22 protein-coding genes and 3 pseudogenes are annotated in these 26,736 nt (G+C 52.2%); 12 read left to right on the top strand and 13 right to left on the bottom strand.

What is annotated here, in order from left to right; all coding sequences use genetic code 11:
* The first annotated feature begins 174 nt into the window (after nucleotides 1-174).
* Nucleotides 175-1,023, top strand: a complete 849-nt coding sequence (locus ACMGGN_RS16265; protein ID WP_414156124.1) for a hypothetical protein — start codon at nucleotides 175-177, stop codon at nucleotides 1,021-1,023.
* Nucleotides 1,024-1,257: 234 nt separating this feature from the next.
* On the opposite strand, the gene ACMGGN_RS16260 is transcribed toward ACMGGN_RS16265, so the two are convergent.
* Both ACMGGN_RS16260 and ACMGGN_RS16255 read right to left on the bottom strand, forming a co-directional pair.
* Complete coding sequence (locus ACMGGN_RS16260) at nucleotides 1,258-2,478, bottom strand: type II toxin-antitoxin system HipA family toxin (protein ID WP_414156123.1); 1,221 nt, start codon at nucleotides 2,476-2,478, stop codon at nucleotides 1,258-1,260.
* Complete coding sequence (locus ACMGGN_RS16255; protein ID WP_119688388.1) at nucleotides 2,478-2,780, bottom strand: helix-turn-helix domain-containing protein; 303 nt, start codon at nucleotides 2,778-2,780, stop codon at nucleotides 2,478-2,480. The genes ACMGGN_RS16260 and ACMGGN_RS16255 overlap by 1 nt, the downstream gene beginning before the upstream one ends.
* Nucleotides 2,781-3,037: 257 nt before the next feature.
* Here ACMGGN_RS16255 and ACMGGN_RS16250 point away from each other — a divergent pair.
* Nucleotides 3,038-4,055, top strand: a pseudogene (locus ACMGGN_RS16250) (IS30 family transposase).
* Nucleotides 4,056-4,406: 351 nt separating this feature from the next.
* Here ACMGGN_RS16250 and ACMGGN_RS16245 read toward each other — a convergent pair.
* The 5 genes and pseudogenes from ACMGGN_RS16245 to ACMGGN_RS16225 form a co-directional block, all read right to left on the bottom strand.
* A pseudogene (locus ACMGGN_RS16245) lies at nucleotides 4,407-4,840 on the bottom strand (IS5 family transposase); the annotation flags it as partial.
* 130 nt (nucleotides 4,841-4,970) lie between these two features.
* The gene (locus ACMGGN_RS16240) at nucleotides 4,971-7,505 is read right to left on the bottom strand and encodes a hypothetical protein (RefSeq protein WP_414156122.1); all 2,535 of its coding nucleotides are present in this window, start codon (nucleotides 7,503-7,505) and stop codon (nucleotides 4,971-4,973) included.
* The gene (locus tag ACMGGN_RS16235) at nucleotides 7,502-8,479 is read right to left on the bottom strand and encodes a TniB family NTP-binding protein (protein WP_414156121.1); all 978 of its coding nucleotides are present in this window, start codon (nucleotides 8,477-8,479) and stop codon (nucleotides 7,502-7,504) included. Before ACMGGN_RS16235 ends, ACMGGN_RS16240 begins: the two co-directional genes overlap by 4 nt.
* Complete coding sequence (locus ACMGGN_RS16230; protein ID WP_414156120.1) at nucleotides 8,476-10,371, bottom strand: hypothetical protein; 1,896 nt, start codon at nucleotides 10,369-10,371, stop codon at nucleotides 8,476-8,478. Before ACMGGN_RS16230 ends, ACMGGN_RS16235 begins: the two co-directional genes overlap by 4 nt.
* A 184-nt stretch (nucleotides 10,372-10,555) precedes the next feature.
* Entirely contained in the window at nucleotides 10,556-11,206 is a 651-nt protein-coding gene (locus ACMGGN_RS16225; protein ID WP_414156119.1) for a hypothetical protein, read from the bottom strand.
* Nucleotides 11,207-12,342: 1,136 nt separating this feature from the next.
* On the opposite strand from ACMGGN_RS16225, the gene ACMGGN_RS16220 reads away from it, so the two are divergent.
* The 4 genes from ACMGGN_RS16220 to tnpC all read left to right on the top strand — a co-directional run bounded on the left by ACMGGN_RS16220 (nucleotide 12,343) and on the right by tnpC (nucleotide 15,999).
* On the top strand, nucleotides 12,343-13,116 hold the full coding sequence (locus ACMGGN_RS16220) for a hypothetical protein (protein ID WP_414156118.1): 774 nt from the start codon (nucleotides 12,343-12,345) through the stop codon (nucleotides 13,114-13,116).
* A 633-nt stretch (nucleotides 13,117-13,749) separates the two neighbouring features.
* Nucleotides 13,750-14,067, top strand: coding sequence for an IS66-like element accessory protein TnpA (tnpA, locus tag ACMGGN_RS16215; RefSeq protein ID WP_414156117.1), 318 nt, complete (start codon nucleotides 13,750-13,752; stop codon nucleotides 14,065-14,067).
* On the top strand, nucleotides 14,064-14,399 hold the full coding sequence (gene tnpB / locus ACMGGN_RS16210) for an IS66 family insertion sequence element accessory protein TnpB (RefSeq protein ID WP_027595099.1): 336 nt from the start codon (nucleotides 14,064-14,066) through the stop codon (nucleotides 14,397-14,399). The genes tnpA and tnpB overlap by 4 nt, the downstream gene beginning before the upstream one ends.
* Before the next feature lie 49 nt (nucleotides 14,400-14,448).
* A complete protein-coding gene (gene tnpC, locus ACMGGN_RS16205; protein WP_414156116.1) occupies nucleotides 14,449-15,999 on the top strand; it encodes an IS66 family transposase in 1,551 nt (516 codons plus the stop codon).
* A 26-nt stretch (nucleotides 16,000-16,025) separates the two neighbouring features.
* Here the strand turns inward: tnpC and ACMGGN_RS16200 are convergent, their stop codons facing one another.
* The gene (locus tag ACMGGN_RS16200; RefSeq protein ID WP_274091908.1) at nucleotides 16,026-16,772 is read right to left on the bottom strand and encodes an NADPH-dependent F420 reductase; all 747 of its coding nucleotides are present in this window, start codon (nucleotides 16,770-16,772) and stop codon (nucleotides 16,026-16,028) included.
* Between the two features lie 101 nt (nucleotides 16,773-16,873).
* On the opposite strand from ACMGGN_RS16200, the gene ACMGGN_RS16195 reads away from it, so the two are divergent.
* Nucleotides 16,874-17,227 (top strand): winged helix-turn-helix transcriptional regulator, encoded by a 354-nt coding sequence (locus tag ACMGGN_RS16195; RefSeq protein WP_103496976.1) that lies wholly within the window; start codon nucleotides 16,874-16,876, stop codon nucleotides 17,225-17,227.
* Between the two features lie 78 nt (nucleotides 17,228-17,305).
* Here the strand turns inward: ACMGGN_RS16195 and ACMGGN_RS16190 are convergent.
* Nucleotides 17,306-17,536: pseudogene (locus ACMGGN_RS16190) on the bottom strand (IS66 family transposase); the annotation flags it as partial.
* Nucleotides 17,537-18,785: 1,249 nt separating this feature from the next.
* On the opposite strand from ACMGGN_RS16190, the gene ACMGGN_RS16185 reads away from it, so the two are divergent.
* Together ACMGGN_RS16185 and ACMGGN_RS16180 are read left to right on the top strand one after the other, a co-directional pair.
* The gene (locus ACMGGN_RS16185) at nucleotides 18,786-19,049 is read left to right on the top strand and encodes an antitoxin Xre/MbcA/ParS toxin-binding domain-containing protein (RefSeq protein WP_406819670.1); all 264 of its coding nucleotides are present in this window, start codon (nucleotides 18,786-18,788) and stop codon (nucleotides 19,047-19,049) included.
* Nucleotides 19,050-19,131: 82 nt separating this feature from the next.
* Nucleotides 19,132-19,344, top strand: coding sequence for a hypothetical protein (locus ACMGGN_RS16180; RefSeq protein ID WP_406819669.1), 213 nt, complete (start codon nucleotides 19,132-19,134; stop codon nucleotides 19,342-19,344).
* 233 nt (nucleotides 19,345-19,577) lie between these two features.
* On the opposite strand, the gene ACMGGN_RS16175 is transcribed toward ACMGGN_RS16180, so the two are convergent.
* Nucleotides 19,578-20,006, bottom strand: coding sequence for a hypothetical protein (locus ACMGGN_RS16175; RefSeq protein WP_414156115.1), 429 nt, complete (start codon nucleotides 20,004-20,006; stop codon nucleotides 19,578-19,580).
* A 334-nt stretch (nucleotides 20,007-20,340) separates the two neighbouring features.
* Nucleotides 20,341-21,315 carry a DNA-binding protein gene (locus ACMGGN_RS16170; RefSeq protein WP_414156114.1) on the bottom strand — a complete coding sequence of 325 codons (975 nt, stop codon included), beginning with the start codon at nucleotides 21,313-21,315 and terminating at the stop codon, nucleotides 20,341-20,343.
* Between the two features lie 173 nt (nucleotides 21,316-21,488).
* On the opposite strand from ACMGGN_RS16170, the gene ACMGGN_RS16165 reads away from it, so the two are divergent.
* From ACMGGN_RS16165 to ACMGGN_RS16155, 3 genes are all read left to right on the top strand, one after another.
* Nucleotides 21,489-22,397, top strand: a complete 909-nt coding sequence (locus ACMGGN_RS16165) for a site-specific integrase (protein WP_060493730.1) — start codon at nucleotides 21,489-21,491, stop codon at nucleotides 22,395-22,397.
* A 254-nt stretch (nucleotides 22,398-22,651) separates the two neighbouring features.
* Nucleotides 22,652-23,203, top strand: a complete 552-nt coding sequence (locus ACMGGN_RS16160) for a hypothetical protein (protein ID WP_060493729.1) — start codon at nucleotides 22,652-22,654, stop codon at nucleotides 23,201-23,203.
* A gap of 92 nt (nucleotides 23,204-23,295) precedes the next feature.
* Entirely contained in the window at nucleotides 23,296-24,573 is a 1,278-nt protein-coding gene (locus ACMGGN_RS16155) for a hypothetical protein (RefSeq protein WP_322006429.1), read from the top strand.
* A gap of 63 nt (nucleotides 24,574-24,636) precedes the next feature.
* Here ACMGGN_RS16155 and ACMGGN_RS16150 read toward each other — a convergent pair whose 3' ends face one another.
* Nucleotides 24,637-25,266 (bottom strand): HNH endonuclease, encoded by a 630-nt coding sequence (locus tag ACMGGN_RS16150; RefSeq protein WP_060493727.1) that lies wholly within the window; start codon nucleotides 25,264-25,266, stop codon nucleotides 24,637-24,639.
* Entirely contained in the window at nucleotides 25,253-26,683 is a 1,431-nt protein-coding gene (locus ACMGGN_RS16145) for an AAA family ATPase (protein ID WP_210172315.1), read from the bottom strand. The genes ACMGGN_RS16150 and ACMGGN_RS16145 overlap by 14 nt, the downstream gene beginning before the upstream one ends.
* Between the last annotated feature and the right edge of the window lie 53 nt (nucleotides 26,684-26,736).

The following is a 26,736-nucleotide window of genomic DNA, read 5'->3' as shown; positions in this document are numbered from 1 at the left end:
GGATCAGGGGGTTTAAGACGCGTTATGTTGGATTTAAGACCCGGCAAGATTGTTGAGCGCCTCTGCAAGCGTGCGTACCGAGCGGACCCCACTTCCCCGTGAACCATTGCTAACAGGACATGTCTTACTGCCATCATCGACATGATGTCATTTCACACGCAAGGAGGCTCCATCATGCAATCAACCCCACCTATAGCCACCGGTAACCTGCTGGGCACCTATGGCTACGGCAAGGCGCTGATCATCAGCATGCTCATCTTGGGCAGCATCTTCTTCGGCTTGGCCGCTTTCGTCGGCTACCAGAGTGTCGCCAGCGACCTGCAATTCAACGGACCCAAGCAAATCTTCTACTTCACCGTCGCCTTGCTGGCTGTGCTCGGGCTGAGCATGTTTGCCCTGGCCCTGTGGCAGACAAAGCTGCGCAAAGCGCGTTACGAGGTCTACGAAAAAGGCATCTGCCAGATCATCGGCAGCGAACGTGACTACGTGCCTTTCAGCGAGATGAATGACTTGTACCTGTTCGCCTCTGGCCAGACAGCCTTCGCAGGCCTCACCAACAACCTGGCTTATCGGCGCAACGCAAGCGAGTCTTTCCGCCGGGTCAATCCGCACCTCAAGGGCCTGTTCGCCTTTATCGAACAGGTGCGCGACCAGCATCTGAACGAACGGCTGCCAGTGGTATACGCCACGCTTCAAAATGGTGGCGGGGTGCAGTTCAACTATCTCGACACCAAACAGGTATGGGGCAAGCGGATCAGTGGCGACTTCTTTAACGTCACCACCAAGGCCCTGACCCTCACCCGCGATGCGCTCGACATCGATGGCCGCAAGGTCTCGTTGAACAGCCTGGGCAATGTCGATCTCAATCAGTGGACCGAGTTGGTCGTTATCAAGGACGAGAGCGGTCAAACACTGCTGTCGACCGTTGGTAACGGGATCATGAGCTTCGACCTGTTCCTCAATACCTTGCACAACCTGCTAGACGCACCGCAAGCGCAGGCGGACAACGCCGTCACTGCCTGACGCTAGGTATCGGAGCCGCTTGGCGGCTCCTGATTAAGCTAAGCCTGAATTGAAGCGCTTCGAGAGGGTTTGGCGTCTCCGCCAACCGGCCCTATACTTATCTACGGCCTCGCCCTCGACCACGTGACTGGCTTGTTCCATGTCGGGCACACTTCTGCCCCTTGTCGGCGTGGGCGGGGCCTCTCCCTTATCCAGTTTCCCCCCCGGTCCACAATCGCATACTGTGCCTGCAGGTCATTCAAGCAGGTTGCCTGCACCCATGGCCATTATGGCAAGGTCCCGCTCCGGCACTTCGAGGCTGCTACGATAATGCTCCTCGAGATCCGGTGCCCAGCTTGCCACTTCATCAATTACCTCAATGGCCTGCGCCTGGGAGAGCCCATAGTGTTCAACTTGGCTCAACAGGTTTCGTCGTGAAATTTCATGCCCATAACTCCCGATAGCCATTGCCAGCCGTGAAGGCGGGGCTCCCTCGGTAGTCGGCACTACGTCATACATCGGCGACAGTCGCCAGCAGCCGTTCGTAAACAGCACGGCGACATTCTTTGGATGGTCATCATCGTTACCGACAAGAATGTTGAAACAGATCCGCTTGTACAGCTCCTGGCGGTCCGCTTCCGGCACGCCACGGCGGTTCATTTCGTCTACCAGCACCCCGTAATGCCATTTCTTCCAATCCCCCTGCCCGAGCCAGTTGCTGTCAAGCAAGGTCAAGCCGCTTAGCATCGGAACGCGTGCGTATTGGCCGTTAGCTGCCGGCGCTCTGTCAAAACGGTCGACCAGCAATGTGTTGACCCGCCCTTTGTGCAAGCGAACGTTGGCAACATTCAAGCCTTTGCTGGCGGCGAATACCATGCACGCATACTCAAGCGAAGGGATGTCGTAGTTGTCGTGGCGATCTCGAGGTTTGGCCAGGATAAGTCTGTCTGCCTCGATCAAGGTACATTTGGGGCGCGCACCACCGAGCGAGGAGCGTTGCTGCAACGTAGCCTTGGTCGCTCTATCCGTGCCAGGTGGGAAGCCGCCCTGGACTCCGTCTGCAAACTGGATGAACGCATCCAGTTGAGTGAGTGTGCCCAGACCTGCCTGGCCGATACCTTCAGGTGGCACTTTGCTGCTACCCACCATCAGGCTGCCGGCGCGATCATGGTTGGGCGACTTCTGCAGGTAACTGATTGCGTCCAGCTCGCCGCCGTGCTCGCGGATGACCAGCCGCTCGCCCCAACCATCCGGTGCTGCATCCCTGATGAAGCCAGGAAGACCGCCGTTCTTGGTGATGTTGGTGTAGGGCTCCGCGCGCAGAGGGTAGTGCAGTGGATCAGGCACCCAGCCCCCTGCCTTGTAATAGAGAGGGCTGTAGACGAATTCACCCACACCCTTCTCCACGGTAAGGCGCCCGAGCGTGGTGACCTCAAGCGATCCGGGTTGCTGGATATAGATGTACAGTAAAGGCATTAGAAATCATCCTCTGAGATACGCTTGAGCCGCACTCGATGCTCGGTGGTGTAGGGCGCGGGGGAGGTCTCTGGGATTTCTTTGAAGACATCCTCAAGCAGGCCGAGATGCCACAGTGCGGTCATATAGCTGCGCATTTCCACGGTAGGCGTACCTGCTTCGATTTTGCTCAGCGTGGTGATGGATAGGCCGGATTGAGCTGCAAGATCCTTCTGACGGACTCGGCGTTCTAGCCGTCTGGTTTTGATCAGAAGCCCGATTTTTGTCAGGCGGTCGGCACACATCAAGGGGAAAACCAGCATTTTAAGATCTTCTATAAGCGTTCTTATCATCGATAAGTGTCACTATAGCACTGCTTATATTTGCTGAAAAAACCGAGTGACTGGATACCTACCCGATGTATGGGCAGACGAATCATGGATGCTACGTCTTGCGCTGGGTTCTGCAGAGCATTCGAGGTAGGCAGCGAGCCCATAAGACTTCAGCATTTAACGTCTCTATAAGCATGGCGGCGGCAAAAACTGAGTGCAACACCTGACCAATCCGGTACGGTGTCCCTATGTCTTACCAAGAACTCAGTATTGAAGAACGCATCACGATCCAGTTCGGCCAGCTTCAGGGCCTGAGCCAAAGAGCGATCGCCCGGATGCTTGATCGCAGCCCCTCGACCGTTAGTCGTGAGCTTCGCCGTAACGCCGCCAGTACCTCGCCCTATTCTGACAGCCAGGCTCAGCAACAGATGCGCCTGCGCCGCCAAGGCGTGCCGACCTGCGCGCAAGCTTGAACCAGGTGGCGAACTGTTCGATCTGGTGGCCTACCTGCTGCGACAGCGCTTTTCTCCTCAGCAAATTGCCGGCAAACTCCGACGCATGGAATTCCCAAAGCTTGAAGACGCTTACGTCTGCCGCGAAACGATCTACAACGCCATCTATGCATTGCCGGTGGGTGAGCTTCGCAAGGAGCTGATCATTTGCTTGCGGCAAGGTAAAACCAGTCGTCGCCCCCGCACTGGCGGGGTAGACCGCCGTGGCCAAATCCCTGATCTCGTCAGCATCCATGTTCGTCCGCCTGAGGCAGAAGATCGTCTGACGCCCGGCCACTGGGAGGGCGATTTGATCAAGGGCAAAGCCAATGCTTCTGCGGTCGGTACGTTGGTAGAGCGCAGTACGGGTTACCTGATGCTGATCAAGATGCATGACGCCACAGCGACTTCGGCGGTCGAAGGTTTCAGTGCCGCCTTGAACCGCATGCCTCTGGCAGCGCGTAAAAAGTTGACCTATGACCAGGGCCGGGAAATGGTGCGTCACGCCGAGATCACCCAGCGTACCGGAGTGGCTGTTTACTTCTGCGACCCGCATAGCCCCTGGCAGCGCGGCAGCAACGAAAACATCAACGGCCTGATTAGGCAGTACCTGACCAAGGGCACCGACTTGTCTGGGCATAGCCAGGAGCAGCTGGATGCCATTGCGTATGAACTGAATATTCGGCCGCGCCAGCGTTTTGATTACCAATGCCCAATCGAGATGATGACGCAGATGATGGCTCGGCATCATGAGGGCTCATCCTTAATTCAATGAAGCCCGGTGTTGCACTCAGCCTTTGAAACCGGGCCTTCCAATTTAAAGTTGTTGACTCTAGCTTTTTGTCTGGGCGTTTTCTCGGGCACTCGAAAAAGTCGAGTGAAGTTCGGCAGGATGTTTGGGGGTGGAAGCGTTAAATTTCTGTTGGCAGGAAAGTACTGGCGTAAAGGAAAGGCTGCCAATCGGCAGCCTCCTTGATGATCAGCCCGCTTCATTTTTCACTCATTTGCAGACTGGTCACCATTGATTCGCCATGGAAATTTCAATGGGGTTGAGCTGGTTTTTTCACAGAAGTTGGATTCGAGACGGAATTTTCATTGGCGGATCAATTCAGCTTGCGCACCATCTGGAAGGGTGACCGCCAGAGAGGAGGAAGCGCAACGGTATCCCGTTAGCGTCGCTGAGCATATGTATCTTGGGTTGTCAGGCCACAGAACTGCGGCCTATAGCGAGATCGGCAGGCTCGTAAGGCCACCTTTTCTCCAGCGCCGGATGAGGCTCGGGTTGCGCGTACCTCGGTTGGGTCGATCATCCAGGCTTGCAGATAGATCAAGCCTTGCTCATTCAATTTCAGGTGTAAGCGTTTGAACATCTGGTCGAACGACCCCTGATTCGCCAGCTGCAAAATCTTCGATACACCGTTGACCATGGAGCGAAGTGCTCCGGCGTATCTCGCCACGCAGTGTCCGAGCAGAGCACCCAGAGTACGCCATTGAGCATCAGGCGGTCGCTCAGTCTGGGCAGACCGCGACCATGGTTTTAATGAAGAGATTGGAGACAATAACCCGGGCCTCGTCCGAGAGTTATTAACGCTATGCCATCACAGAATTCTTTCCGTAGACGACCAGGAACCTAACAGACTTTCAGCTTCCTAGGGGCGCAGATTCAGTTTCTCGACATTTCGTACTAAGACTAATTTGGTCGGGTGGGGCGAGTTCTCAGGAATTTATTAAGTGATTTCAATGTTACAAAGCTATACTTATTTAGCTCAGGCGGAAGATCCGTAGGGTGAGAAAGGCTCCCATCCCTTGCGAGTGCATAAGAGTACCCCTTCGAATTCAACACTCGATCAGCCATAGGAAGAGTCAAATTTTTCTTGAGGATGTCCGAAATCAGGTTGAAGTCTTTATTGGTTAGAAGAAGCTTCTTGCCAATCAATATGATTTTCACTAGGCCTGTATTAATAAAAGTGACTGTAAGGCTCTTCTTTGAGATGTTGAAGCGGCTAAGTATTGTTGTTACTGGTTGAAGGTCTTCTAATGGCTGATTAGATGAGTTCGAGGAAGAGTGGCGAAGGGTAGGTACTTTGCCCGCGGAATGCAAAATATCATCAATGCGATAAATATAATCTGGGCAGCCATTTATACGAGGGCCACATAAAGGTCTGACTTCAAATTTTGCGAGAAATCGTTGAACACCCAGTATAGGCATGTTGCACAATTTGGCAGCTTGAGCCAGGTTAGCATACGATTCAAAAAAAATGTCGACCTTTGACCTGCTAGCCCATGGCACGTTATTGGAGTCTGAATCGAGAGCTAGAGTGCCATCAGAAATAAAAAAAGTCACCGTTTTCTTAGAAAGATTTAACACGTTGGAGGCATGTTTGATAGTCATAGAGTCTGCAAGCTTTAAATCTCGCTTTATTAATAATGCGTCAATATCTGATCGAAGAAAAAGGGGGGTTCTATGCTCACATGAGTAGATGCTGTCAGAGTCGTGAAGTACTGGAATATGCCCAAACCTAATGAGCGTGCGTGTTGCGATAGATGGGCTTACTTCAATTAACTTTCCAAGCTCAACAGGTAAAACATACTTGTGATGGAAGGAGTCTACATCTTTCTTTGCCATTCGATAGGCCGACTTCGAAGGATGATGAACATTTGGATATAATGTGGCGTCCGGGTGGTTGTAAGTCTGAAATAGCCCGGCATGCGCATAGTCTGTGATAATTAGTCGGCTAATTTTCAAGATTTTTGCGGCTTCTTCAAATGTACAATATGAAGAAAGCTCCTCGGGAAGGATATCCTTTGATTCGAAGTCTCTGGAGGCGTAATTTTTATTTGAATTCTGTCGGAGGATTATCAGGTCATCAACATCCTGCCTTCGATAGATTGTTGGCTTGATAGAGCGATGCAGTAGCACCGGCTTTAAGTTGTATTTGTCAAGTTCTCTTTTGACTTTCTGTCTGGGCAGGCCGAGGCGAATGGCTATAGAATTTATAGACTCAAAAGACTGAAGAAAAAGTGAAACTTCATTCTTGTTTATCTCAAGCCTCTGGTATGGGGTTCTCAGTGGTCCCAAGTAACCATTCTCAATCAGTCTCCTTATGAAATTAGGTTCCGCCATTATTAAGCGGCTAGCCTCTTCAATCGTTAATAATTGATCCAGAGGCGTAGAGCTATTGTTCGAGGTGGCTTTCCATTCTCGGCACTTCTGTAGTAAAACAAGAAATATTTTGGGGGGGACCATCTTCGGCGTAGGGAAATCGATCCAAGCTGGGCAGTGTTCGGCCGCTATATTTTGCATAATATTATAATGAATGCCAGTAACTGCACGAATCTGAGATTTGTGTAAAAAGAAATTTGAGCTAACGACGAGTTCATCCGCGCTATCTACAGGGACTGGAAGTTTCCAGTCAGAGTACTCCTGGAGGATTTTACAAACTTCTGGGGTTTTTACTTCTGCAAGTTTTGCGCCGATTGCTGCACTAGGCATTTCAGGATACTGAGTCTGAAGGCTTAGGAGATAATTATGGATGCCGTCACTGTCACCCATGGCGATGGCTAGGGCGGCCTTGAAAATCTCTCGGTTTTGAAGGTTGTCAGGCGTCGGGCTTGTATTGTAACGCAGGATGGTAAGCGTTCGCCTCAGTGCTTCGAGAGTGCTATCTTGTTTTTCAAGAATTAAGGTTCGAAGTTTTTGCTCGGGAGCACAGTCTTGTGCAGAGCACTCACTACACTCGAGGATGTGTCCGCAAGTGCATTTGTTAAACATTGGGTCAAACCATCTGAGGTTTTTGCTGCAATTGGGACACTGAAATAAATAGCGTCGATGATGGTAGGGGCAGAAAAGAGCAGGGCGAAGATCTTTTACAAAGCGATCATAGCCTTCTGCGCGACAGGCAGAGCAGAACGCGATGCCGCCAAACCTAATCATAGTGTTGGGGGTGAGCGTGCCCAGGACTTTGAATGGCATATGTCCAGTAAAGCGTCCCACTGGCCTATAGAACGCTTCTAGAAACTGCTCGCGAAAACTTACAGCTCGTTCTGCGATCCACAGCGCTAGGGGGCCTTCGCAACTAATGATGGATTTTTCTATGTTATTAATATGTGTAAAATTACTCAGATCGGCCGCCAACTCGAAACCATGCCGCAGCGCAAAGCGCCTCAGCAAGCTTGTGGGGCTTTCTTCTGGGAAAGGGAGAGGAATGAAAGAAAGTCTGTTCATTCAGCAATCCTGAGCTTTTTTCTTTTTTCTTCGGTATCTACAATGATTTTACTACATGAGCTCAGATCTAGTAGAAACGGATTGTGAGTGGTTAGATTGTGACTTAAAATGAACTGGTCACAAGCATATTTCAGGTCCGCGCGTGTCAAGCCGAAACTGTTGGATCTACCTAGGCAACGGTAAAATGCCATGGTTAGAATCATGCTGATCTGTTTTAGATTTCCTGAGGATGCTATGAAGAGTGGGGCAGCTATATCGACATCATTTAGATGCACTTCACTGGCCATTGGCCGAAGCTCATGCATTGTCTGGTCAAATTTTTCCAAGATTCGATGATACTGGGAATCAGGCCTGCGCTCATACTCAAGGGGATTCAATACAATCATCCAGGGATAGCGGCTGGCGAAAGGCTCATCGTAGTCAGTAATGTTGCGGCACTGTTGTGTACCTGCCAATATAACCGGGATGCCCAGATTATTCATGAAATTGTTTAACCAGTTGAGAATAGGGATTCTGACCTTGTCTGCGTTTGATAGATAAAGTCGCTGGATTTCGTCGAGAAAAATTACCCTAGTCCCTTTAGTTTGCAATTGGGTAATCAGCATTGATGTGAGGTGGGCTACCGAGCCTCGTGCATCGCTAACTCCCATTCTGATGAGCATGTCATCAATCAGCTGCCTAATCGAGACAGGCTGAGGCATCTCGAAATATATAGCTTTGTCACGAATGTAAATTCCATCGGATTTCTCTTCTAGGAACTCTTTGGAGTATTTGCTTAAGGCTTCAAAAAGCAGAGTTGTCTTCCCAACGCCTGAGTGACCGCAAATAATTGCGGACATTGGGGATTTGTTCAAATTACAAAGCTCGATTGCATTACAGAGCTTCGAAAATGCAACGGCAAACTCGGGAAAATAGATTGTGGTTTGACTGAGTTCTCTCAGTAACGGGTGAAGATCTAGGATCGAGTCACTCATTTCTTTTTCCTCACGGCGAAATCTTCAGGGGTGTCTTCACGTGTATCGTGGGATTTTTCATACACCTGTTCAGTTAACGCATCAATTGTTGAGAGTTTTTCAGAATTGAGTGTTCCCGGTTTAACAACAGCGGGCTTTTCGGTTGCTTTTTTAGCGGACGTACTATTTTCAGAGGCTATCTCAAGGAGTAGCTGTATCATGGCTTCATCAGCCGATATGTATTTCTCCTGTTTGCGCAGCTCCAGCTTTCTGGTATGAATCGACCGATGAAATGAAAGTGTTAAACCATTTTGATAAGCCGGTTTCAAAGGGTCGACGGTTTTTTTATCCTGCGGATATTTAGGGTGACAAACGCATGCTTGTCCGACATCACAAGGGTCAAAATAAAGATCCAAGGTTTTTGTCGCCGGATACCGATTTGCTAGCTCTGCAACAGCAGGGCCGTGCCACATTAGATTATGGGCCCTTACCCGGCCATTGTGTGGCGTCACAACCACCTTGCGCCAGAAAAGTCGGCGTAGGTCGTCTTCACCGAACCTCCGTGGCTCTAGTTCCAATTCTGCGCATTTTGCCCATGCTTCATTTGGAGACATCTCCAGCGTGCTGTGGAATGAATTATGATAATTTTCTAGGTATTCTGAGAAGTAATGTCGAAGCTCATCTAGGGTATAGTGGGTGCTGTCCTCTGAGTTGTAATCACCACGCTTTACTGGGTTGGAGAAGGTAGTTCCCTTCATTTTGTGTACCAACCCTTCAGTGTAAGTTTCAATCACTCGTTCAACACGAGATTTTTCGTTTGGTGAATAAGGCTCACAAAAAGAAACTATTCCAAAATAGATTTCTATTTGATGTCGCAAGTGACTTCCAATATTTTCAGGTCCGTTGTCAAAGGTGAATTGCTCAGCCGCGCCACCGTGCGGATTATCTGAACTGATGGCTTTCTTCAAAGTTAGTAGGGTTGTGTCCTCAGACGGTGGATCGAATGACATGTGCCAGGCGATCACATACCGGGTTTTGATTTCGAGAAATAATGTAATCCACGGTTTTGCTGAGATCCCTAGCCGCTCGTTAAATACGAATATGTGAACCACCTGTGAGTCAGCCTCTACCAGTTCGAACAGCCTCGAAGGCTCAGGAAGACTACCGCCCGCGTGATGCACTTTTGCCGCGATGCGCGCTCCCTTTTGTTTAAGTAGCGTCCGGTAGTGATCCTGCTCGCTGATAATCCGCCAGAGCGTACTGGTTGAGGGGACTTTGTATTGTCTACGCGCTGAGAGATATTTATTCTCATCCTTTACGGCAAGCTGAATTGCTATGGTGGTTTCTTTTTTTGAAAAAGGTGTACTGACCCAATATACCTTCGTTAAGGTCTCAATGATTATATTTTGTACGCCCTCCGGTTGGTTGGATAAGTGGCTGCGATGAAGTCTGTATGTATTGGGGAGTAATGCAACCGGATTTGCCCCAGCTTTCAGGAAACGTCGCCGCCATTCCGAAACAGTACTGTAGGCTGGGGGGACGTGCTCGCCGATCCATTTTTTCACATCTGACTGGAGTTCTTTGAAGCATGTTCGAGAGCAAATGCCGTGATATAATTGCGTAATCGTCTGCATGTAAGCGTTACGGATTTTGAATTTCTCCGCTTGACTCTTGCTTAGTCCTGCGACAATCTTTTCTGGAGACATGGTAATGGGTGCTTCCTGGATTTTTCTCAGATATCCTCGATCGTGCGCTCGTTGCAGCGCTGCTAATGTCTGGAAGGTTACAGAGCAAGGGCCGTCCACCCCTCGCAACTGTACTACATCGCCGTCGATAACTTCGACTTGATAGTTTTGACCTTTCAATGTGTAGCGTTCACCTACCTTGAGATATAATGATTCTTTTTTCAGCATACCGCTAACTCCTGTTGGTTTGTTTGTGTAAGTTATTGGCGCAGGTAGTTATCGCTTCCCGCAAATTATAAGTGGTGGATGTGAAGGTAGCGCCTAAGCATGGTTTAAAGTGAATCATCAATGGTCTATCTCCAACCGATAAACCATCTGAGTAGTTCTCCATATGGCAGTATAATTTTTGCGATCAAGAACGTGCTTCGACGATCATGTCCAGATTCGCCGGGCACGTTAGGTTGGCGTGCAGTGCTTGATGGAAGACACCATAAGCAATGTGTTTTGTGGGGATGCCTACGCCGATCAAATCTCGAAATTTAGCGCGGCCGTCAAAATGGAGTTTAAGAGTTTCGTTAATGCCTAGTGATTCTTTAGGCAGTCCGCCTTGCGAATGAAAGTACAGCGTTCGAAGGGTCTCGGTGCATATGGTATGCTGCACACCTGTAACATTAATGAGTTCAAGTGCCAAACCTTCTTCTAGGAATGCATTCTTAGCCGATGTGAACTGTGAAAGGGTATAGGGTGCCAGAGTCGATATGTCTTGACAGACTTGATAGTACACCTCTTTCCCATCTGCCCATGTCGCGCGAAAATCCGGGTGCACCGTAAGGTTATGCTTAAGGAAGCGAATGGCCCAGGGGCGAGAAACATAATTGACAATGTCTTTTTCATACTCAAAATGGACACAAAACTTAGCATTCAGCAGAGAATCACAAGCAATCATCATGCTGTTTTTTTCTGAGGGAAAATGCGTTACTCTCAGATTTCGCCTTCCAGTAGTTAATGGTTTTTTCGCTATCAAGCACACTGCGTCGGAGACCGTCTGGTGTATAGGGTTCATATCGAGGGTTCCTCTAGTGAGTTCTTGGATTGGTGCTGATTGATGCCGTCTTGATCTCGATGTTGACTACCGTAAGGGGACTCATGCTGCCAACCCCGTCAACATTTTAATTTCGTCTAGAGTTAGCTCCTGAGCGAATCGATTGTTTCATGCTTTTTGTGTGTGCAAGTGTTCTAGCCGAGTCGTGACAAGTAATGCCGTTAGTCCATGGAGAGCGCTGAGCTGCCAATATTTGGGCAGGAATTATTATCGCGACTTGAAACGCGGCCAACCTTGAACGCTCACCGAGATACCAACTTTTCCAGCAAGCGTTACGTAACGCTGTGTTCCCCTTCCCATTCATCATGGCGTGCTCGCTAAGATCTGAACCTGCATGTACCGAGCTTCGCGATCAATTCATGCGTTGTCGCAGCGCTTAGCATGTAGCGGATGGAGATCCCGCATAGCGCCAGGGCCCGGTACTGCTCGAGATCGATATCGCAGGCTGCGGTTGGGATACGAGTGTCCAGTTGACATGCAGTGAGTAGAGTCGGGTGCGCGGTTCGAAAGCGCCCACAGGCAGTTTTTACACCCGGTTTATTCATTTGCATGTCTCCTGGAAGCGCTGGCTCAAGAAGTTCGGCAGAACGACGGGTAGGAGCCGCGGCGCGCCGTAACACTGATCAAAAAGCCCCAATCGCATTAAGGGTTGCCACAATCCCTCGCTTCAAGTCGCGATGGACACCCGGGCTCCAGTGAAAACTGAGCGAACCGTCCTCGCATTCATCGTCGCCGATGATCATCCAGAACTCCAGACCATCGAAACCTCAAAATCTATCGATCATGGAATAGCTTTTGTCTTAAAAATCAACTGGTTAACAAATGCAGAAACTTTCGCTTTTGTTATAGGGTTCTGGGCGAACCTTTAGATATCGGACTTCATGGCGAACCGGTGTAGTCGAACTACATTCTTTGTAGTGCTACTACATCACTAGGTCGCCACACACTTCGTGGCCTCATTAGCATCGGGTTGTACGTAGGAGTGGCTTTTTATGAGACTCACTGCTTTGGTTCCACCGGAGATCCGGCGAGCGCGTGCTATTGCGTTCTCAATTTGCGTCGCCAAGGTATATGGGTGCGCGAGCGATTCCCGGGCAGTGGCTGCCCATGAAGCCGCACTCGATATCACAGGGCTTCCTGGTGGTGCAGCTTCGCCGGAACTCTTGCGGGTCTGGCGCCGCCGGTTCAATGGAGCTGTTGCCTGTGAGGCGGCTAGAGCCACGCTGTATCAGCAATTTCCGAGCCTTCGAGCTATTTTTAATTCATCGCTGTGGTTACTGTTGAGGCATGAGTGCCAGCAGCAGGCCATTGAAGAGATGGCAAGCGGCACGCGCTTGGATGGCAAGGCTCTGGAGGTATTTCAATCGAGGTCGTTGCCTCAGCTCTGCACCTCTCCGAACTGGCTCTTGCTTGCTCCCCTGCTTGCGATTCTGAGGTGCCCCGCTCGTGAGTGGCATACCCAGAAATGCTGGTTGCGAAAGAACTTCGCAGCTTTTTGCGCCTTGATGTGTCTGCGACCGCCGGACAGGAAGTTGGCGGTTCCGCTTTGGAACGCGATCAATTTCTTAGTGGAAAAAGGGTTGTTGGGAGACATCGACTACTGGCCCGCCAGTGCAGAGTCTTTTGAATGTGTCTTTCAGGGGCAGATCCGTTTAGGGGAATGCCTTATCTGCCAGGGTTGGGCACCTGGATGGACCGACGACTGTCTCGTTTGGCTTTGGTACCTGGGTGAGCGCTCTTACATCAGCACCGTGTCGGCCCTACGATCGTCTGCCGGCGGAGTTTCCGTCGATAGGCCGGATGACCTGAACATGCGCGTCAGGCGCACATTGGCCAAGATGGCGAGTACGATCCTTATCGTTCCTGAATGAGGGGTATCCGTCCGGCCAACACACCTTCGGCGGAGGCGTCAGGAAGGTGTATTGGCCGGACGGATACCTTGACTATCGTGAATTCTCGTAAATTTACTGTCCACATTTCATGGAATGTGGACAGTTGTCATTCAGGAGTCCGCAGCAGTCAATGGGTATGTTCCATACACTCTATATCAGCAGAGCGGGAATCTGCCGTGTCGTATTGTGAAAGTATGCCAGAGTCGCCTTGCGTGATGGGATCACTCTGAGCGCTTCCTTAAAACGTGTACCTTGTCGCAAGTCGAGAATCTGTGGACTGGCTGCCATTTCAAGAGACTCCGCATCGAATCCATGCCGCAGCTTCGCCGGTACTCTTGCGAGTCTGGCGCCGCCGGTTCAACGGAGCTGTTGCCTTTGAGGCGGCTAGAGCGACGCTGTATCAGCAATTTCCGAGCCTTCGAGCTATTTTTGATTCATCGCTGTGGTTACTGTTGAGGCTTGAGTGCCAACTGCAGTCCACTTCGCGCACCGCATTGACCAGCGGCTGCAACGTAAGCGGCCAGCGAACACACATTCAGAAATCCGTAATTAAGGGCGATGGTGTCCGCCTATTTTTAAGCGGACGCGATCACTCTAATCGCTAGGATTTCCATGCGCCAACGAAGCTCCTACCCCAAACCCTTCAAGGCCCAGGTCGTACAGGAATGCCTGCAACCCGGTGCCTCAGTTTCCAGCGTCGCCATCAGCCACGGCATCAACGCCAACGTGATTCGCAAGTGGCTGCCGATATACCGTGAGAAACCCGTCGTGCCACTTCCGGCGTTTGTACCGCTGCAACCGATGCCTAAACGGCACGCTGATGAAGCGGTGTCTATCGCACTGCCGCTGGGCGACAAATACATCACGGTCAAATGGCCCGTATCCGACCCAGACGGCTGCGCACGCTTCATCCGTGGCCTCTCGCAATGATCCGCATCGATGCTATCTGGGTCGCCACCGAGCCGATGGACATGCGCGCTGGCACCGAAACTGCGTTGGCCCGCGTGGTGGCGGTGTTCGGTGCGGCGAAGCCGCACTGCGCCTATCTGTTTGCCAACCGCCGCGCCAACCGGATGAAGGTGTTGGTACACGATGGCGTGGGCATCTGGCTTGCCGCACGCCGGTTGAACCGAGGCAAGTTTCACTGGCCCGGCACTCATCGCGGCCAGGAAGTCGAACTCGACGCTGAACAACTGCAAGCGTTGGTGCTCGGTTTGCCATGGCAGCGGGTTGGCGCCAACGGCGCAATTACAGTGATTTAGTCCCGTCTTTGAGCTGTGGTGGATGAGTTGCTTTGGTAAAATCCACGGCATGACTTCCTCGCCCAACCTCGACCAAATGACACCCGAACAACTGCGCGCCCTCGCTACGCAGTTGCTATCGAAGGTCGACACCATGGGCCGGAAGATCCATCGTGACGAGACGATCATCGAACAGCTCTCTCACGAAATCGCCATCCTCAAGCGCCACAAGTTCGCTAAGCGCAGCGAGCAGATCAGCCCGGCGCAAGGCAGCTTGCTGGATGACCTGCTCAACACCGACCTTGGGGCCATCGAGGCAGAGCTGAACGCACTTCGTCCTGCCCCGACGTCGGACGAAATCCGCCAAAAGCCCAAGCGCGCGACGCTTCCGCCGCAATTTCCTCGTACCGTCATTCGTCATGAGCCAGAGAACACCCAGTGCGTCTGCGGGTGCCAGCTTCAGCGTATCGGCGAAGATGTCAGTGAGAAGCTGGATTACACACCGGGCGTGTTTACCGTTGAGCAGCATGTACGTGGAAAGTGGGCCTGCCGCCAGTGCGAAACACTCATCCAGGCGCCGGTGCCGGCACAGGTGATAGACAAGGGTATCCCCACTGCTGGCCTGTTGGCTCACGTAATGGTGGCCAAGTTTGCCGACCATCTTCCGCTGTACCGCCAGGAAAAGATCTTTGGCCGTGCAGGCCTGGCGATTCCGCGTTCAACGTTGGCTCAATGGGTGGGCCAAACTGGCGTGCAACTCCAGCCGCTGGTGGATGCACTGCGCGAAGCGGTGCTGGCTCAGCGAGTCGTACATGCTGATGAAACACCTGTGCAGATGCTGGCGCCCGGCGAGAAGAAAACGCACCGAGCTTATGTGTGGGCTTATTGCACGACGCCGTTCTCGGCACTGAGGGCGGTGGTCTACGACTTCAGCCCCAGCCGTGCTGGGGAACATGCACGTAACTTCCTTGGCACGTGGAACGGCAAGCTGGTCTGCGATGACTTCGCGGGTTACAAGGCCGGCTTCGAGCTGGGCATCACCGAAATCGGCTGCATGGCGCACGCCCGCCGCAAGTTCTTCGACCTGCATGTGGCGAACAAAAGCCAACTGGCCGAACAAGCACTGCACTCAATCGGTGGCCTGTACGAGATCGAGCGGCAAGCCAAAGAAATGAGCGATGAAGACCGCAGGCGATTGCGCCAAGAAATAGCGGTTCCCATCGCAGCGAAGCTATATGAGTGGATGCGGGCCCAGCGTGAGCTTGTGTCAGAAGGCTCGGCTACGGCCAAGGCTTTGGACTACAGCTTGAAACGATGGGTAGCGCTAACGCGCTACCTGAATGATGGTGCCGTGCCCATCGACAATAACCCGGTCGAAAACACGATCAGGCCATGGGCGCTTGGGCGCTCCAATTGGTTGTTCGCTGGGTCTCTTCGCAGCGGTAAACGAGCGGCAGCGATTATGAGTTTGATCCAGTCGGCGCGCATGAATGGGCACGATCCGTATGCCTATCTCAAAGATGTGCTGACTCGGCTGCCGACACAGCCGGCAAGTGAGATTGGAATGTTGTTACCCCAATGCTGGACTCATTCATCGTCTCAAGCGATCAGTCATTCTTGAGCTTGCTCCATGCTCAGCAAAAAGCCTTAGTCGAGTGGATTGAATGATCGATTCATGGCTACCACGTCGCCATGGGTCGGGTTCGGCCCGAGCCACTTGAAATGCTCAGGCAATTGATCTCGTTTAGCGGCTGCCTGCCCCCTGATAGCTGCTGATAAAGCCCTGCGCATAGTCTCAGCATCGTAATCACAGCAATAGCCTGGTGTAGACGGCTGTTGCCTCCAGGACTCCTCAAGCGAGCCTGCGTCAACCGGATCGAAACCTACCTGATCTACCAGAGTCATCACTGTTTCTTTGGCTTTCTCATCGTCACCCGCTACCGCCGCTGCCAAACGACCTGGTGTACCGTCCGGAACGCCCAATTCTGCCAATGTGTAGGCGAGCACATTGTTGAAAGCCTTGATTACCGGTCGCCCAATCTGCTTCGTCACCCAAACGCTTTCCGTCATCCCTTGATCAATTTCAGCAATGCGCGGGTCACGCAAACCAGGGTAGTAGTTGCTGGTATCCACAACAGGGATGCTGTCGGGTACGGAGGTAAATAGGTCAGAAGGGAGTGCGCTCAATGCTGGCAGAGGTATCGACAGCACTACCACATCCGCGCCGTCCACTGCGCCCCGAATGTCTACAGGCTCCGCTCCGATTTCTTCGGCGAATGCACGAACGCCGTTGACACCTCCAGAATTTGCCACGCGAATCTCATGGCCAGCAGCTCTTAGCTTACGAGCGATGGTGCCGCCGATGTTACCCGTTCCAATGATGCCGATTTTCATGGTTAAGCCTCAGTAATCGTTTGCTTGCACCGATTCTAGGCGGCTGATGTAATAATGGTAAGTACCTACCAAAAGGTGGGTAGCACACCTTTGAGAAAGAAATGGAACGGGATTGGGATTGCGGCGATCCGCAAAATCGGTTGAATTGGGCCGAAGCAACGACTGAGACTCTTCGCGTGCTGGAAGGGAAATGGAAAATCATCATCTTGTGCCAGCTTTTCGCAGCCAAAGGTGCGCTTCGTTTCTCGGATCTAGAGAAGCTGATCGAGGGAATAAATCAGAAGATGCTGATTCAACAGCTAAAGCAGTTAGAAAAGGATGGCATCGTGCTGCGCACGGTGTACCCGCAAGTGCCACCCCGGGTGGAGTACCAGCTCACCCAGATCGGCCATGCACTCGGGCCGTCAATCCAGGCATTGATCGAGTGGGCCGAGATGAGGCGCGATCACATTTGATTGCGGTCGAGAATCCGCCGCTCAGTACGCTCTACTCCTAGAAAATAGCTGTCGAGACGGGTTTGCCGGACGCTTACGCTGCAACTGCACACCACAGGCGCTCTCCCATTGAGCAAGCGTCGAGCGCGGGACAGCCAGGCCGGCGTGGCCAAACTTGGCTTCCTGGCGCTACAACGGCAGATGGTCACAAGCTTCGCAATCATGACGTGGGCCAGCAAGCCCGCTGTCGGGGTGCCCTTGTCGATCCTGCGCCGGCACTGGGGTCTGAGTCAGTGTTTCGAAACTGTCGCAGATCCATTTGCCACGCATTGCGAAACCTCGGTGGTTTATGACTTCGGCCAAAGTTGCGTTGGCGAGGATGCAGGTAACTTCCTGCAAAATTACAGGTAAGCGCTGTGCGCCTGCCCACCTCGCGGTGAGGCTTCTTTCGCTCATATTTTAGAGGGCTTAGCCATCAAGATTAGGCGTCTCAGTCGCTCAGTACCTTTGCATCGGCGGAGCACAGGCAAAGTGACCTCATCACCCACAGACCTATTGGCCTCATCCGACACTGCGAATAAACCCGGTTCGCGGCCGCGCGAGAATGCACATTTTTTTGCATAAACTCTGCGTCGCCCAACCTCAACAATTCCGGGCCTTCCGTGACTTTTTCACGAGCAGTTTGCTACGGCTTTCTGCACATTTTTTTAAGGTATTCTTGCACGCTTGTATGCGCGTCATTTGCTAGCCGATTCGCGGCCGCCCGGCCTTGCGATCCCCTAGAAGGTGCACACTCGCCTCGGTGATAAATCTCACCCCGCCGCGCAGGCGCGTCCGAGATAACTAGCGCCCCTGTGGTGGGTTATTGATCTGATGGGCTGTGTGGACAGGTAGGGCATTGAGTACTCGATGATTTTGCGGCTCTAGCGGTTACAATCGGGAAGCCTCATGTCAGTCGGGCTAAGAAAATCTTTTATTTTGAGATTTTTTGGAATTTTCTTCCCTTTCATCAGGACTGAATCCAGCGTATTCCGTCCCCCGCTTGTGTAGTTAGTGCGTCAGCTATCCAGGGGCGCTATAGGAATTTAGAAATTAGCGATCAAACTACGCCCCAGAGCTGCCGTGAAGGAACGCTGGTTTACCACTTTTGCTATACGACTGTGCTCACCGCAGCGGATGTACGTTACGACGTCCGGGGCTATCTCTTATCTGAACTGGTGAGCCTTTGCTTGAGGAATCGCGCTTCAGTACCTCTGGCCTATCGCGCCCGTTACGAACGCTACGTGCAAAAAGAGGCTATGGCGTTCGTGGAATCGTTCAGCGCTCAGTTACTATTTGGCTCGGGACGATTCTCTCCTCACGAGTACCGTTACAGGGTCGCTCCTGTGAGCCATCATCACTGCAGGTCAGCCCACCCCAATGCGCTCAAGGACGGAGGGCCGTGTGGGCATGTTGGATCCACTCAGCATCCATCTTCGTCAATCCCAGTGGGTCCCAAGTCGAAGCGGTAGCACCTGGCAGTGCTCATCATCGGTATTTTTCTAATCATTTCGGGCTTAGGGAAGGAGGGTTGTGTAACATGACTAAGTTTAGAGTTATCGCACTCAGCTCGCCATTTCCTGACAAGTGTTGGAGCCTGAAGCATCGCTGCCTTATGAGACGTCGCGAACAGATTTTGACGACGGCTGAGCAGGTGTTCGGCAAGCGTGAACTGGCTGAAGTTTGGTTCATCAAGCCGGCGATAGGGCTTAGCCGGCGTCAGCCGTGCATGCTATTGGAAACCGATCAGGGGTACTTGGAGGCTGCGGATTTCCTGGTACGGCTCGATTACGGTGTCTATTGATACGCCACTTATACTCTAGGTAGCAGGTGCGGCCTGCTCCGATGCTGACCCCGTCGAGTACGATGCGACGAAGCGTTTTGTCATGGCCATCGAGCAGAAGTACTATCTACCCAAATGTCATAACACAGGGGCGTTTATGAAGCAGGCCAAACACGAACCCAAGCCTCTGATGGCCGCTCGCTTTCAAGCAGAAGCACGCCAGGTACTGGCAAAGCGCAGCAGCCAAGGTCGCTTTATCGATATTGCCCTTTCTAAAGGCCGGGATATTGAACCTGTAGGGCGTATGGCAGGTTGAGTCCTTCTGCGAAAAATGGCCGCTCGGGCTTATGTGCCCTAAATTCACACCATCATTGTGGTTAGCGAGCAGCCGGCCCAGCCTGATCTTTTACGAAGATGTTCTGAGTATCGACATGGCGAGGTCCGATGCTGACCCTGTAATGTCAGCTGCTTCGCTAACGCTGATAAACGTTTCATGGGCTGGTATGTCTATGGCTTGGCAACGTCAAGGCCAAACGTTGATGTAGTCCATCACCCATGCCGCGCCCCGTGTGCCTCGCTCTGGGCTGCATCCAGTACCCGCGCCGGGTCGTCCACCATCACATCCTTCGGCATCTGACCCCCCAAGTAGCTATTGGATGAGCCGAACCAGAGCGCCACAGCCCAGTCTGGCTTGCTGGAACCGAGCGCCGTGATGATGGCCGCCAATGACGAAAATGGGCGGAAGTTGGAAGCGGGGTCAAAGGCATAGAGGGGAAAGTATTCCTTGTCCTCATGAGCCAGCGAGAAGATGTTGCCCGCGCGTTTCCACTCCTTGAGTTCAGCTCTGGATTGCTCCGTGCTCAGCTGAGCCAGCACTGCCAACGCATCGACAGTCAAGAAATCACCGCTTCTCAGGAGGCGTGCTTTGCCCTTCTCCAGCATGGCCGTTTCACGGGAAAGGGTGGGGAGCATAGACATGGATATCCGTCCGGTGATCAGTGGTCGCCTACCACTCAATTTAACGATGTGATCCACGAGCCCAACCATCTGGCTTGCGCGGGCAGGACCCTGCGTCGTGAGTAGTGGCCGCCAGGTCGCTGCGGCAGGCTAGCCTAGTGCTTGAGTGATATGAGGCTATCTGGAAATTTTTTGTTCAGACAGATTCGGTCGTCAGATTTTTCTTAAGCGGCCCATGAAAATCTTAATTTCGGGAGTTTTTCTGCATTTTTTCTTAACTTTCATATCGTGCATGCGCTGACGCACACACCGACGCTCGCGTTAGGTGGGACGAATCCGTGCCAGGCTCAATTCGTCATTGAATTGGGCTGTCGGATGATCCCGGCTCGAGCAAGCCTTGCAGGCGTGCCAGTTGTTGCGCCTGCACACGCAGGAGGCGCTGGTCATGTCGGTGGGCCAAGAGGTAAGACCTGGACTTCTCGCGTAGCAAGGTGATCTCGCTCGCCATTATTTCTTCCTGCTGATGCGCCTGGGTCATGAGCAGCTTCTCGGCCGCCAAGTGCTGCTGCGCGACGTTCAACTCACGCTCGAGCTGACGGAGCTGTTGCTGCTGGTAGCCCTGCGTACTGTTCGCGCGTTCCAAGTCCCGGTAGCGCTGCATCAACTCTTCCTGACGGGCAGCGAGTTGTTCACGCAGCCCCCGCACCTCGGTTTGCAGCTGACTGAACTGCTGATCATGCCGCTGCAGTTCTTCCTGGCGTTGCAACTGATGCTGTTGGCGAAAGTGCTCCAGGGATTCACGCGCCTGCTGGTGTTTGGACTCGAGCGAGTGAATCGTCGTCGCCCGCTCCTCGAGCAGCTGGAGCTGTTGCCGGCACGCCTCTTCAAGACGCCGTCGCTCGCCTTCGGACAGTTGCAGTTGGCCCGTCAGCTGCACTTCACGTAGACGCAACTGCCGGTGGGCCTCCATCTCTGCGGTGTGTGCCACTTGCAACTGCTCGAACCGCGCCGCCTCCACCGCGCGCTGCTGCTGATAGGCCGCTTGTTGCCGTTCCAGGCGGGCGCGATCGGCGGCGACGGTGGCCTGGGCTTCGTTGGCCAAACGCTCAGCTAGACTCTGCAGCAGCGCCTGTAATTCTTCCGACAGGTTCACTTGTGGCGGATGGGGTTCTGCTACGTCCAGCTCACGCAGGTAGCGAAGGATAGTGGTCTTTGAACCGGTGTTCCCAAGCTCGGCACGCACGGCCTCGATGCTAGGCGATAGGCCGCGGGCAAGCAGGGCATCACGGGCGCGCTGCACGAGGGCTTTGTTGATACCGGTGCGAGCCATGTCGCTGCTCCGACTTTTTCGTACTGTTCAATCAGTATGGAAGTACACCTGTACAGATGCCTGATTTGGTGAAAAGAATCGGACAGACTGACGTTTGAGAAGCCAAGTTTCTCGAACGTGATGACGCTTTTAGCGGTGTTTTGCCGCGTGCGAGGGTACAGACGGAGGCGGTGGTGGACACTTCGCCCGATCGCTATTTACAGGCCGCGCGTCGAGCCAGTACCGAGCGGCGCTACGCCCAAGCCATTGCGCACTTCGAAACGGAGTGGGGCGGCTTGCTGCCGGCCTCCAGCGAAAGTGTCGTGCGCTACCTCACGCATTACGGCGACCAACTGACGACCCGAACCCTGCGTGTGAATCTGGCCGCCTTGGCGCGCTGGCACCTGCAATTCGGCTTTAACGACCCCACCAAATCCTATCGGGTGCGCGATACGCTGAAGGGGATTCAGGCGCTGCACCCGCAGCCGGTAAAGCAAGCCGAGGCCCTGGCGCTAAAGGAGTTGGAAACCTGCATCGCCCAGTTGGCCGAAGAACTCGCGGATCCGTTACCGGGGGTGAGGTTGCGTGCTACTCGTGACCAGGCGTTGATATTGCTCGGCTTCTGGCGGGCATTTCGCAGCGATGAATTGAGCCGGTTGCGCATCGAGCACATTCATCTACGTAAGGCGCAGGGACTGGAGCTGTTCTTGCCGAGCAGCAAAACCGATCGCAGCAACCGCGGCCGGTTGGTCAAAGTTCCTGCACTCAAGCGCTTGTGCCCGGTCGCGGCTTATCAGGTGTGGTTGAATGAAAGTGGGCTCACCGAAGGCGCGCTGTTTCGCTCCATCGATCGCTGGGGGCATCTAGGGCAGCATGCACTAAACCCGAATAGCCTGTCGCGGTTGTTGCGCCAGATTTTTCTGCGTAGCGGCGTCGACCCGGAAGGGTACTCTGCTCATTCGCTGCGCCGAGGGTTCGCCACGTGGGCGAGTGAAAACCAATGGAGTAATAAAGCCCTGATGGACTATGTCGGGTGGCGCGATGTGCAGACGGCAGCGCGCTATATCGAAGGCGACGCGCCGTTTGGAGATTGGGCCCGCTGACCGTATGCGTATTCTCATCGCACTTACCTCGCTGCCACTGCCGCGAGAGAGGTTTTCCAAAGGCGTCGGTTCTCGCCAATTACCCGAGAATGCGAAGCTTAAGTGATCATTTATCTTGCCGCGCCGATGGTGATGTATGCTCTGATGCTTTCTGGGAATGCAAAGAGAGAAGAGTGGCAAAGCGGCCGAAGAACTCTATTTCCAAGTCCAGCCCAGACGGTACCAGGATTGAGGGCGGAACTTGGCGTAGGCATATGATCAAGCTTTGGTTGGCTCTACTAGCCGCCTCTCTGACTGCCATGTGGCAGGTGTACCAGGGCTGGCTCTCCTCCACGATCGAGCGCCGTGCCACCGCTATCTGGGCTCATGTATTCGATAAGCCGATGGCGGAGGGGGTCGTCACCCGTCTAGATTTTCGCTTTGGACTGCAAGAAAATGCTGATACAGCGAGGTTCGAGCGCACCCGCGTCACCTTGTGGCCAGGACGGTGTAAGCGGGCAGGCGGTGACACCCTGACGAGGACTTTCGATCGCGATAATTCCCATCAGCATGTGATTCTCCAAGTCTCATGTAACTACAATGGGCGTATTAAGGTCACGCTGACGCCGCTTTTCGGAGAGCAGGCCACGATTTACGATGGCTTACCGAATGACCAAGAAACCCATCCTTTCGCCGGTGTGCCTGGCAGCTACCGTTTCGGACAGCTTCAAATTACACGCGTTTATACCGACACGTCGCGTGTACCGGTTAATAGCTGCCAGTTGATGAGCAGTTGCAATGAACTTGACCCAAGTTATCCTGATTAGTCAATATAGTTGTATGTTACTTTGTAACAGATTCGCGTACACGAGTATCGCTCAGGCGGTGGTGAATTGATCAGCTCTAAGTGGAGGGCAGCGTGCCGAATGCTTTGATTGACGAGTTCTATCAGGCTGTGATATCTGGGAAAACTGAGCATTGGACTCTATTGGAGGAGCGCGCAAAAGAATGTGCAGCGCTAAGGGCCATTATCTGCACGGATCATCCCGGCGCCATAGATTTAGGGCTCAGTTTGGGGGTTGATTCCAATAATTGTATCCTCCCTATTCTGCTTGGTCCGCGCGCTTTTTTTATCTCGGCCATGACCGCCTTAAAAGGGATGCTGCAAGCAGGCCGTTCAAGCGTTAATATTGATTACTCGCTCAGCTTCGATTCTAATTTTGCTGAAAAATTGAAACTATTGATCAATCGAGGGGCGGCAGGTACTGATAAAGAATTGCTTGATGTTGAAAGCGTGCTGATGATCAAGGCGAAAAATAAGCAGGTGCAGTTTGATATACTGCCTTTCCTGTTTGAAAATGTGAGATTGTCACGTGAAAGCCCGAGTAATACACGGCCTGTCGATACGATGGTGGCGTTCCGTGTGTTGGACCATATAAATTGGGCTGTTTACCAACGATCGCGCACCTTTCAAGTCGATGGCATGTCCCTGGATACCTTGAAGGAAAAGCTACGCCCGGATGTCGAAAATGTAATTAGTGAGTTTGAAACGTCCGACGAATTTCTACGGCACGAAGCAACAGCACTGGCCATCGAGACGTTACTGTTGAGGTTAGCGGCGCTTTGGCGCGTGCCTAATCGTGATCCTGAAGTGATTTTTGGACAACTGATTGATTTCTGTAACCTTGAACTTGGTTTTACGCCATTGACGGAGCTCAGCCTGATTTGGAAAGCCATATCCGCGAAGGCTCCAGCGCCATTCCTAGGTCCGTTGTTGGGCAGTCCGAGCACAATGCTCAAGAAAGTTACCGGAATGGCTTGGGATATCGCTCATTTACGCTTACTTGAACGGCTCGCTGCGCAGAAGGCATTTGGGGATTTCTATGTCCCATTCTTCGTCTCACTGGATACTCGATGGCGTAATCTGCTGCGGCTGAATCCTATTCGCTATATGTTTTTCGATGACGGCGCGCGGATGATGCGTTCAGCGCGAGCTGATGAAGAGAGTTTCTTGGACATTTGTCATAAGGCAGCTAAGCAGGATCCAAAACGTATTCTATCCGCTGAGCAGAGTGCACAGCGCAGAAGCTCAGTATTGACTCTGCGCATTGAGGATATGCAACAATTGGTGAAGAAGGAGCGGCGACGCTGGGACCGCGGCGGCGATTATTACCATGCTGTCGCCGATTCCGTCTAGGTCAATGGCAGATGGCCTGTAACAGGCTCTCCTCGCCGGAGCACGTTGTTGCCGCACTGATTGCTAGGCGGGCCTGTAGTGTGAAATAGCTTTCACTTCGGCTGCATTGTCTGCTGATAGCTGATTGTATATAGCAATTTCAGTTATGTAACCTGCGCGCCTGGCGGTAGCGATAGTGGAGTCCAGCTCGAAGAATGCAATCGTTTCTTCTCCTTTTGGGGTTATATGTTCTACAAAAATAGCATCGCTACCGCCGCGTGAGACAAAGACGATTTCTTTCGTAGGTATGTCGAAATAAGGGTGAATTAGATGAAACTCACAATCGCTGTAGTTTTTATTGTAGCGCTTGACCATTGGCTTAATGCCTTTTAGCATTCTATTGCAGTAACCACAAGCTGCAAAAAGGTTCTCGGTGATGAACATGAACTCTGGCCAGCCGCCTTTTTGATCCTTGTGCGCGAAATGCTCTCGGTCTACAAGCTGTCGCATCAATCCGGTGCCACAGTATACACACCTGTTATCCTGGATTTTAAGCAGTTGCTCAAGAAGGCTGGTTTTGTACGCCTTCATCTGATTAGTCTGTAAGTCCCATTGCTTGGCCTTGTGTGGCTTCAATCCATCAAGGTAGTCAGTTGTCGACTTTTCGAATGCCGGTAATTCGGTGATGTTTAGATACCATTCACTGATTGGCATTGACCAACTCCGTAATGTTTTTGATGACTCTGTGGAGGGGGTCTGACTCGTTAAACACTAAACGCTCAAACTTTTTCTTCAGTTGCGAGAGCCGAATGTGGTCCTCCGGCTTACTTGAGATTAACTTCAGCGCTTCGGCAAGATCACTTTCGAAAGCTAAGTTTCCCACGGTTCTTACATCAAAAACATCATATAGGATGTGGTCGGCGCTCCATGCGTATGTTGAGTATTCAACGTTTCTGACGCACAGCTGTTCGTCCTTGTTCTCGAATACGTGAAGTGAGCTGGTTTCTTTCTCAAGATCCGATATGATAAAGTGTGAGTGCGTAGCGATGATAACGTGACTGCCAGGGAATGAGGCAAGTGCGCGCTTCAATAATGCCACATATTTTATTTGCCAACTTGGGTGCAGGCTAAGCTCTGGCTCGTCAATAAATATCAGGCAGTTCGGTCTCGCATGCCGGATAAGGCTGGAGAATGTGTAGAGTAGTTGGGCTTCCCCTGAGCTGGAGTGACCGAATCCAAACGATTTTTGTGTATGAAGCTTCTGTATATTCAAGTCGACATCTGAAATCATGCCGATACGGCGAAAAACATTAATTCCGAAATAAAGGTCGCTGTAATCGGCTAGGGTATCGTTGAGGTCTATGGTCACGCTGTTGTTACGGCCGGTAAACTTCTTGTTGGCCAAGCCACTGCATGCTCGAGCAGCATCTTCATAGCTGAAGTTACGAAACATTTGGACTTGCAGTCTGGAACTTTTACTTGAGTAACTTTGCGCGGCCAGCACTACAAGGCCCGGGTCAGCCACTAGCTCGTGAAACTCCTTGAGATTCTTAAGGCTAAAGGTTACTTCGATTGTGGGCGAAATGCCTAGGTATTTAAATAGTTCATAAAGCGAGTGGTGATGGTGTCTTAAGGGGATGTTAAGTAGGTTCTCGATTGTGCGACGTGAAAGCGTCGCCGTCCAAGACGCATTGGACGTCTCACGTACACCACAGTATCGATAAAAGTCGTCTTCGTCTGAGTCAGCATAGGGGAACTTATCATTGACGGTGGAGCTGATGGCCAAAAGTCGTGACGGTAAGGGGAGATCAAAGGCAGAGCCTTCCTCTCCATCGATGGTAAAGCCCACGCCAAAGTCGCCAGCGACGCACTCCACCAAATCACCGTTGATGTAGTACTTGAACTGCAACTGCTCGGTGATAGCTCCTTTCTTCTTAACCGTACTGAATTTTCCGTGCTGGTTTTTTGCTTCTGAGAGCAAGCGGAATGATTCAATCAGCGATACGATAAAGCGGGTCTTTCCTGTAGCGTTCCCGCCGACAATGACACTCTTGAATGGTGCTGCTCCTCCTGTCGATGGCGCAACAAATTCCTGATTTGTGGGCTTGAGAACATGTATCAATCTGAACAAAATATGACTCCCGCAGCGCAGCAGCACTTCCTACAGATATTCTTGGTTGTTAA

The organism is Pseudomonas sp. BNK-30, assembly GCF_047456185.1.
In the GTDB taxonomy this organism is placed as follows: domain Bacteria; phylum Pseudomonadota; class Gammaproteobacteria; order Pseudomonadales; family Pseudomonadaceae; genus Aquipseudomonas; species Aquipseudomonas putida_E.
The sequence above is the reverse complement of the archived record's forward strand: the minus strand, read 5'-3'. Positions and strand labels throughout refer to the sequence as shown.

Bases quoted from the DNA above. Each gene is read 5' to 3' on its own strand.
- ACMGGN_RS16150 (WP_060493727.1), bottom strand. From the start codon at position 25,266: ATGCCAATCAGTGAATGGTATCTAAACATCACCGAATTACCGGCATTC.
- ACMGGN_RS16160 (WP_060493729.1), top strand. From the start codon at position 22,652: ATGATCAAGCTTTGGTTGGCTCTACTAGCCGCCTCTCTGACTGCCATG.
- ACMGGN_RS16185 (WP_406819670.1), top strand. From the start codon at position 18,786: ATGACTAAGTTTAGAGTTATCGCACTCAGCTCGCCATTTCCTGACAAG.
- tnpC (WP_414156116.1), top strand. From the start codon at position 14,449: ATGACTTCCTCGCCCAACCTCGACCAAATGACACCCGAACAACTGCGC.
- ACMGGN_RS16200 (WP_274091908.1), bottom strand. From the start codon at position 16,772: ATGAAAATCGGCATCATTGGAACGGGTAACATCGGCGGCACCATCGCT.
- ACMGGN_RS16180 (WP_406819669.1), top strand. From the start codon at position 19,132: ATGGCCATCGAGCAGAAGTACTATCTACCCAAATGTCATAACACAGGG.
- ACMGGN_RS16240 (WP_414156122.1), bottom strand. From the start codon at position 7,505: ATGAACAGACTTTCTTTCATTCCTCTCCCTTTCCCAGAAGAAAGCCCC.
- ACMGGN_RS16170 (WP_414156114.1), bottom strand. From the start codon at position 21,315: ATGGCTCGCACCGGTATCAACAAAGCCCTCGTGCAGCGCGCCCGTGAT.
- ACMGGN_RS16230 (WP_414156120.1), bottom strand. From the start codon at position 10,371: ATGCTGAAAAAAGAATCATTATATCTCAAGGTAGGTGAACGCTACACA.
- tnpB (WP_027595099.1), top strand. From the start codon at position 14,064: ATGATCCGCATCGATGCTATCTGGGTCGCCACCGAGCCGATGGACATG.
- ACMGGN_RS16255 (WP_119688388.1), bottom strand. From the start codon at position 2,780: ATGCTGGTTTTCCCCTTGATGTGTGCCGACCGCCTGACAAAAATCGGG.
- ACMGGN_RS16225 (WP_414156119.1), bottom strand. From the start codon at position 11,206: ATGAACCCTATACACCAGACGGTCTCCGACGCAGTGTGCTTGATAGCG.
- ACMGGN_RS16195 (WP_103496976.1), top strand. From the start codon at position 16,874: ATGGAACGGGATTGGGATTGCGGCGATCCGCAAAATCGGTTGAATTGG.
- ACMGGN_RS16235 (WP_414156121.1), bottom strand. From the start codon at position 8,479: ATGAGTGACTCGATCCTAGATCTTCACCCGTTACTGAGAGAACTCAGT.
- ACMGGN_RS16175 (WP_414156115.1), bottom strand. From the start codon at position 20,006: ATGTCTATGCTCCCCACCCTTTCCCGTGAAACGGCCATGCTGGAGAAG.
- ACMGGN_RS16265 (WP_414156124.1), top strand. From the start codon at position 175: ATGCAATCAACCCCACCTATAGCCACCGGTAACCTGCTGGGCACCTAT.
- ACMGGN_RS16260 (WP_414156123.1), bottom strand. From the start codon at position 2,478: ATGCCTTTACTGTACATCTATATCCAGCAACCCGGATCGCTTGAGGTC.
- tnpA (WP_414156117.1), top strand. From the start codon at position 13,750: ATGCGCCAACGAAGCTCCTACCCCAAACCCTTCAAGGCCCAGGTCGTA.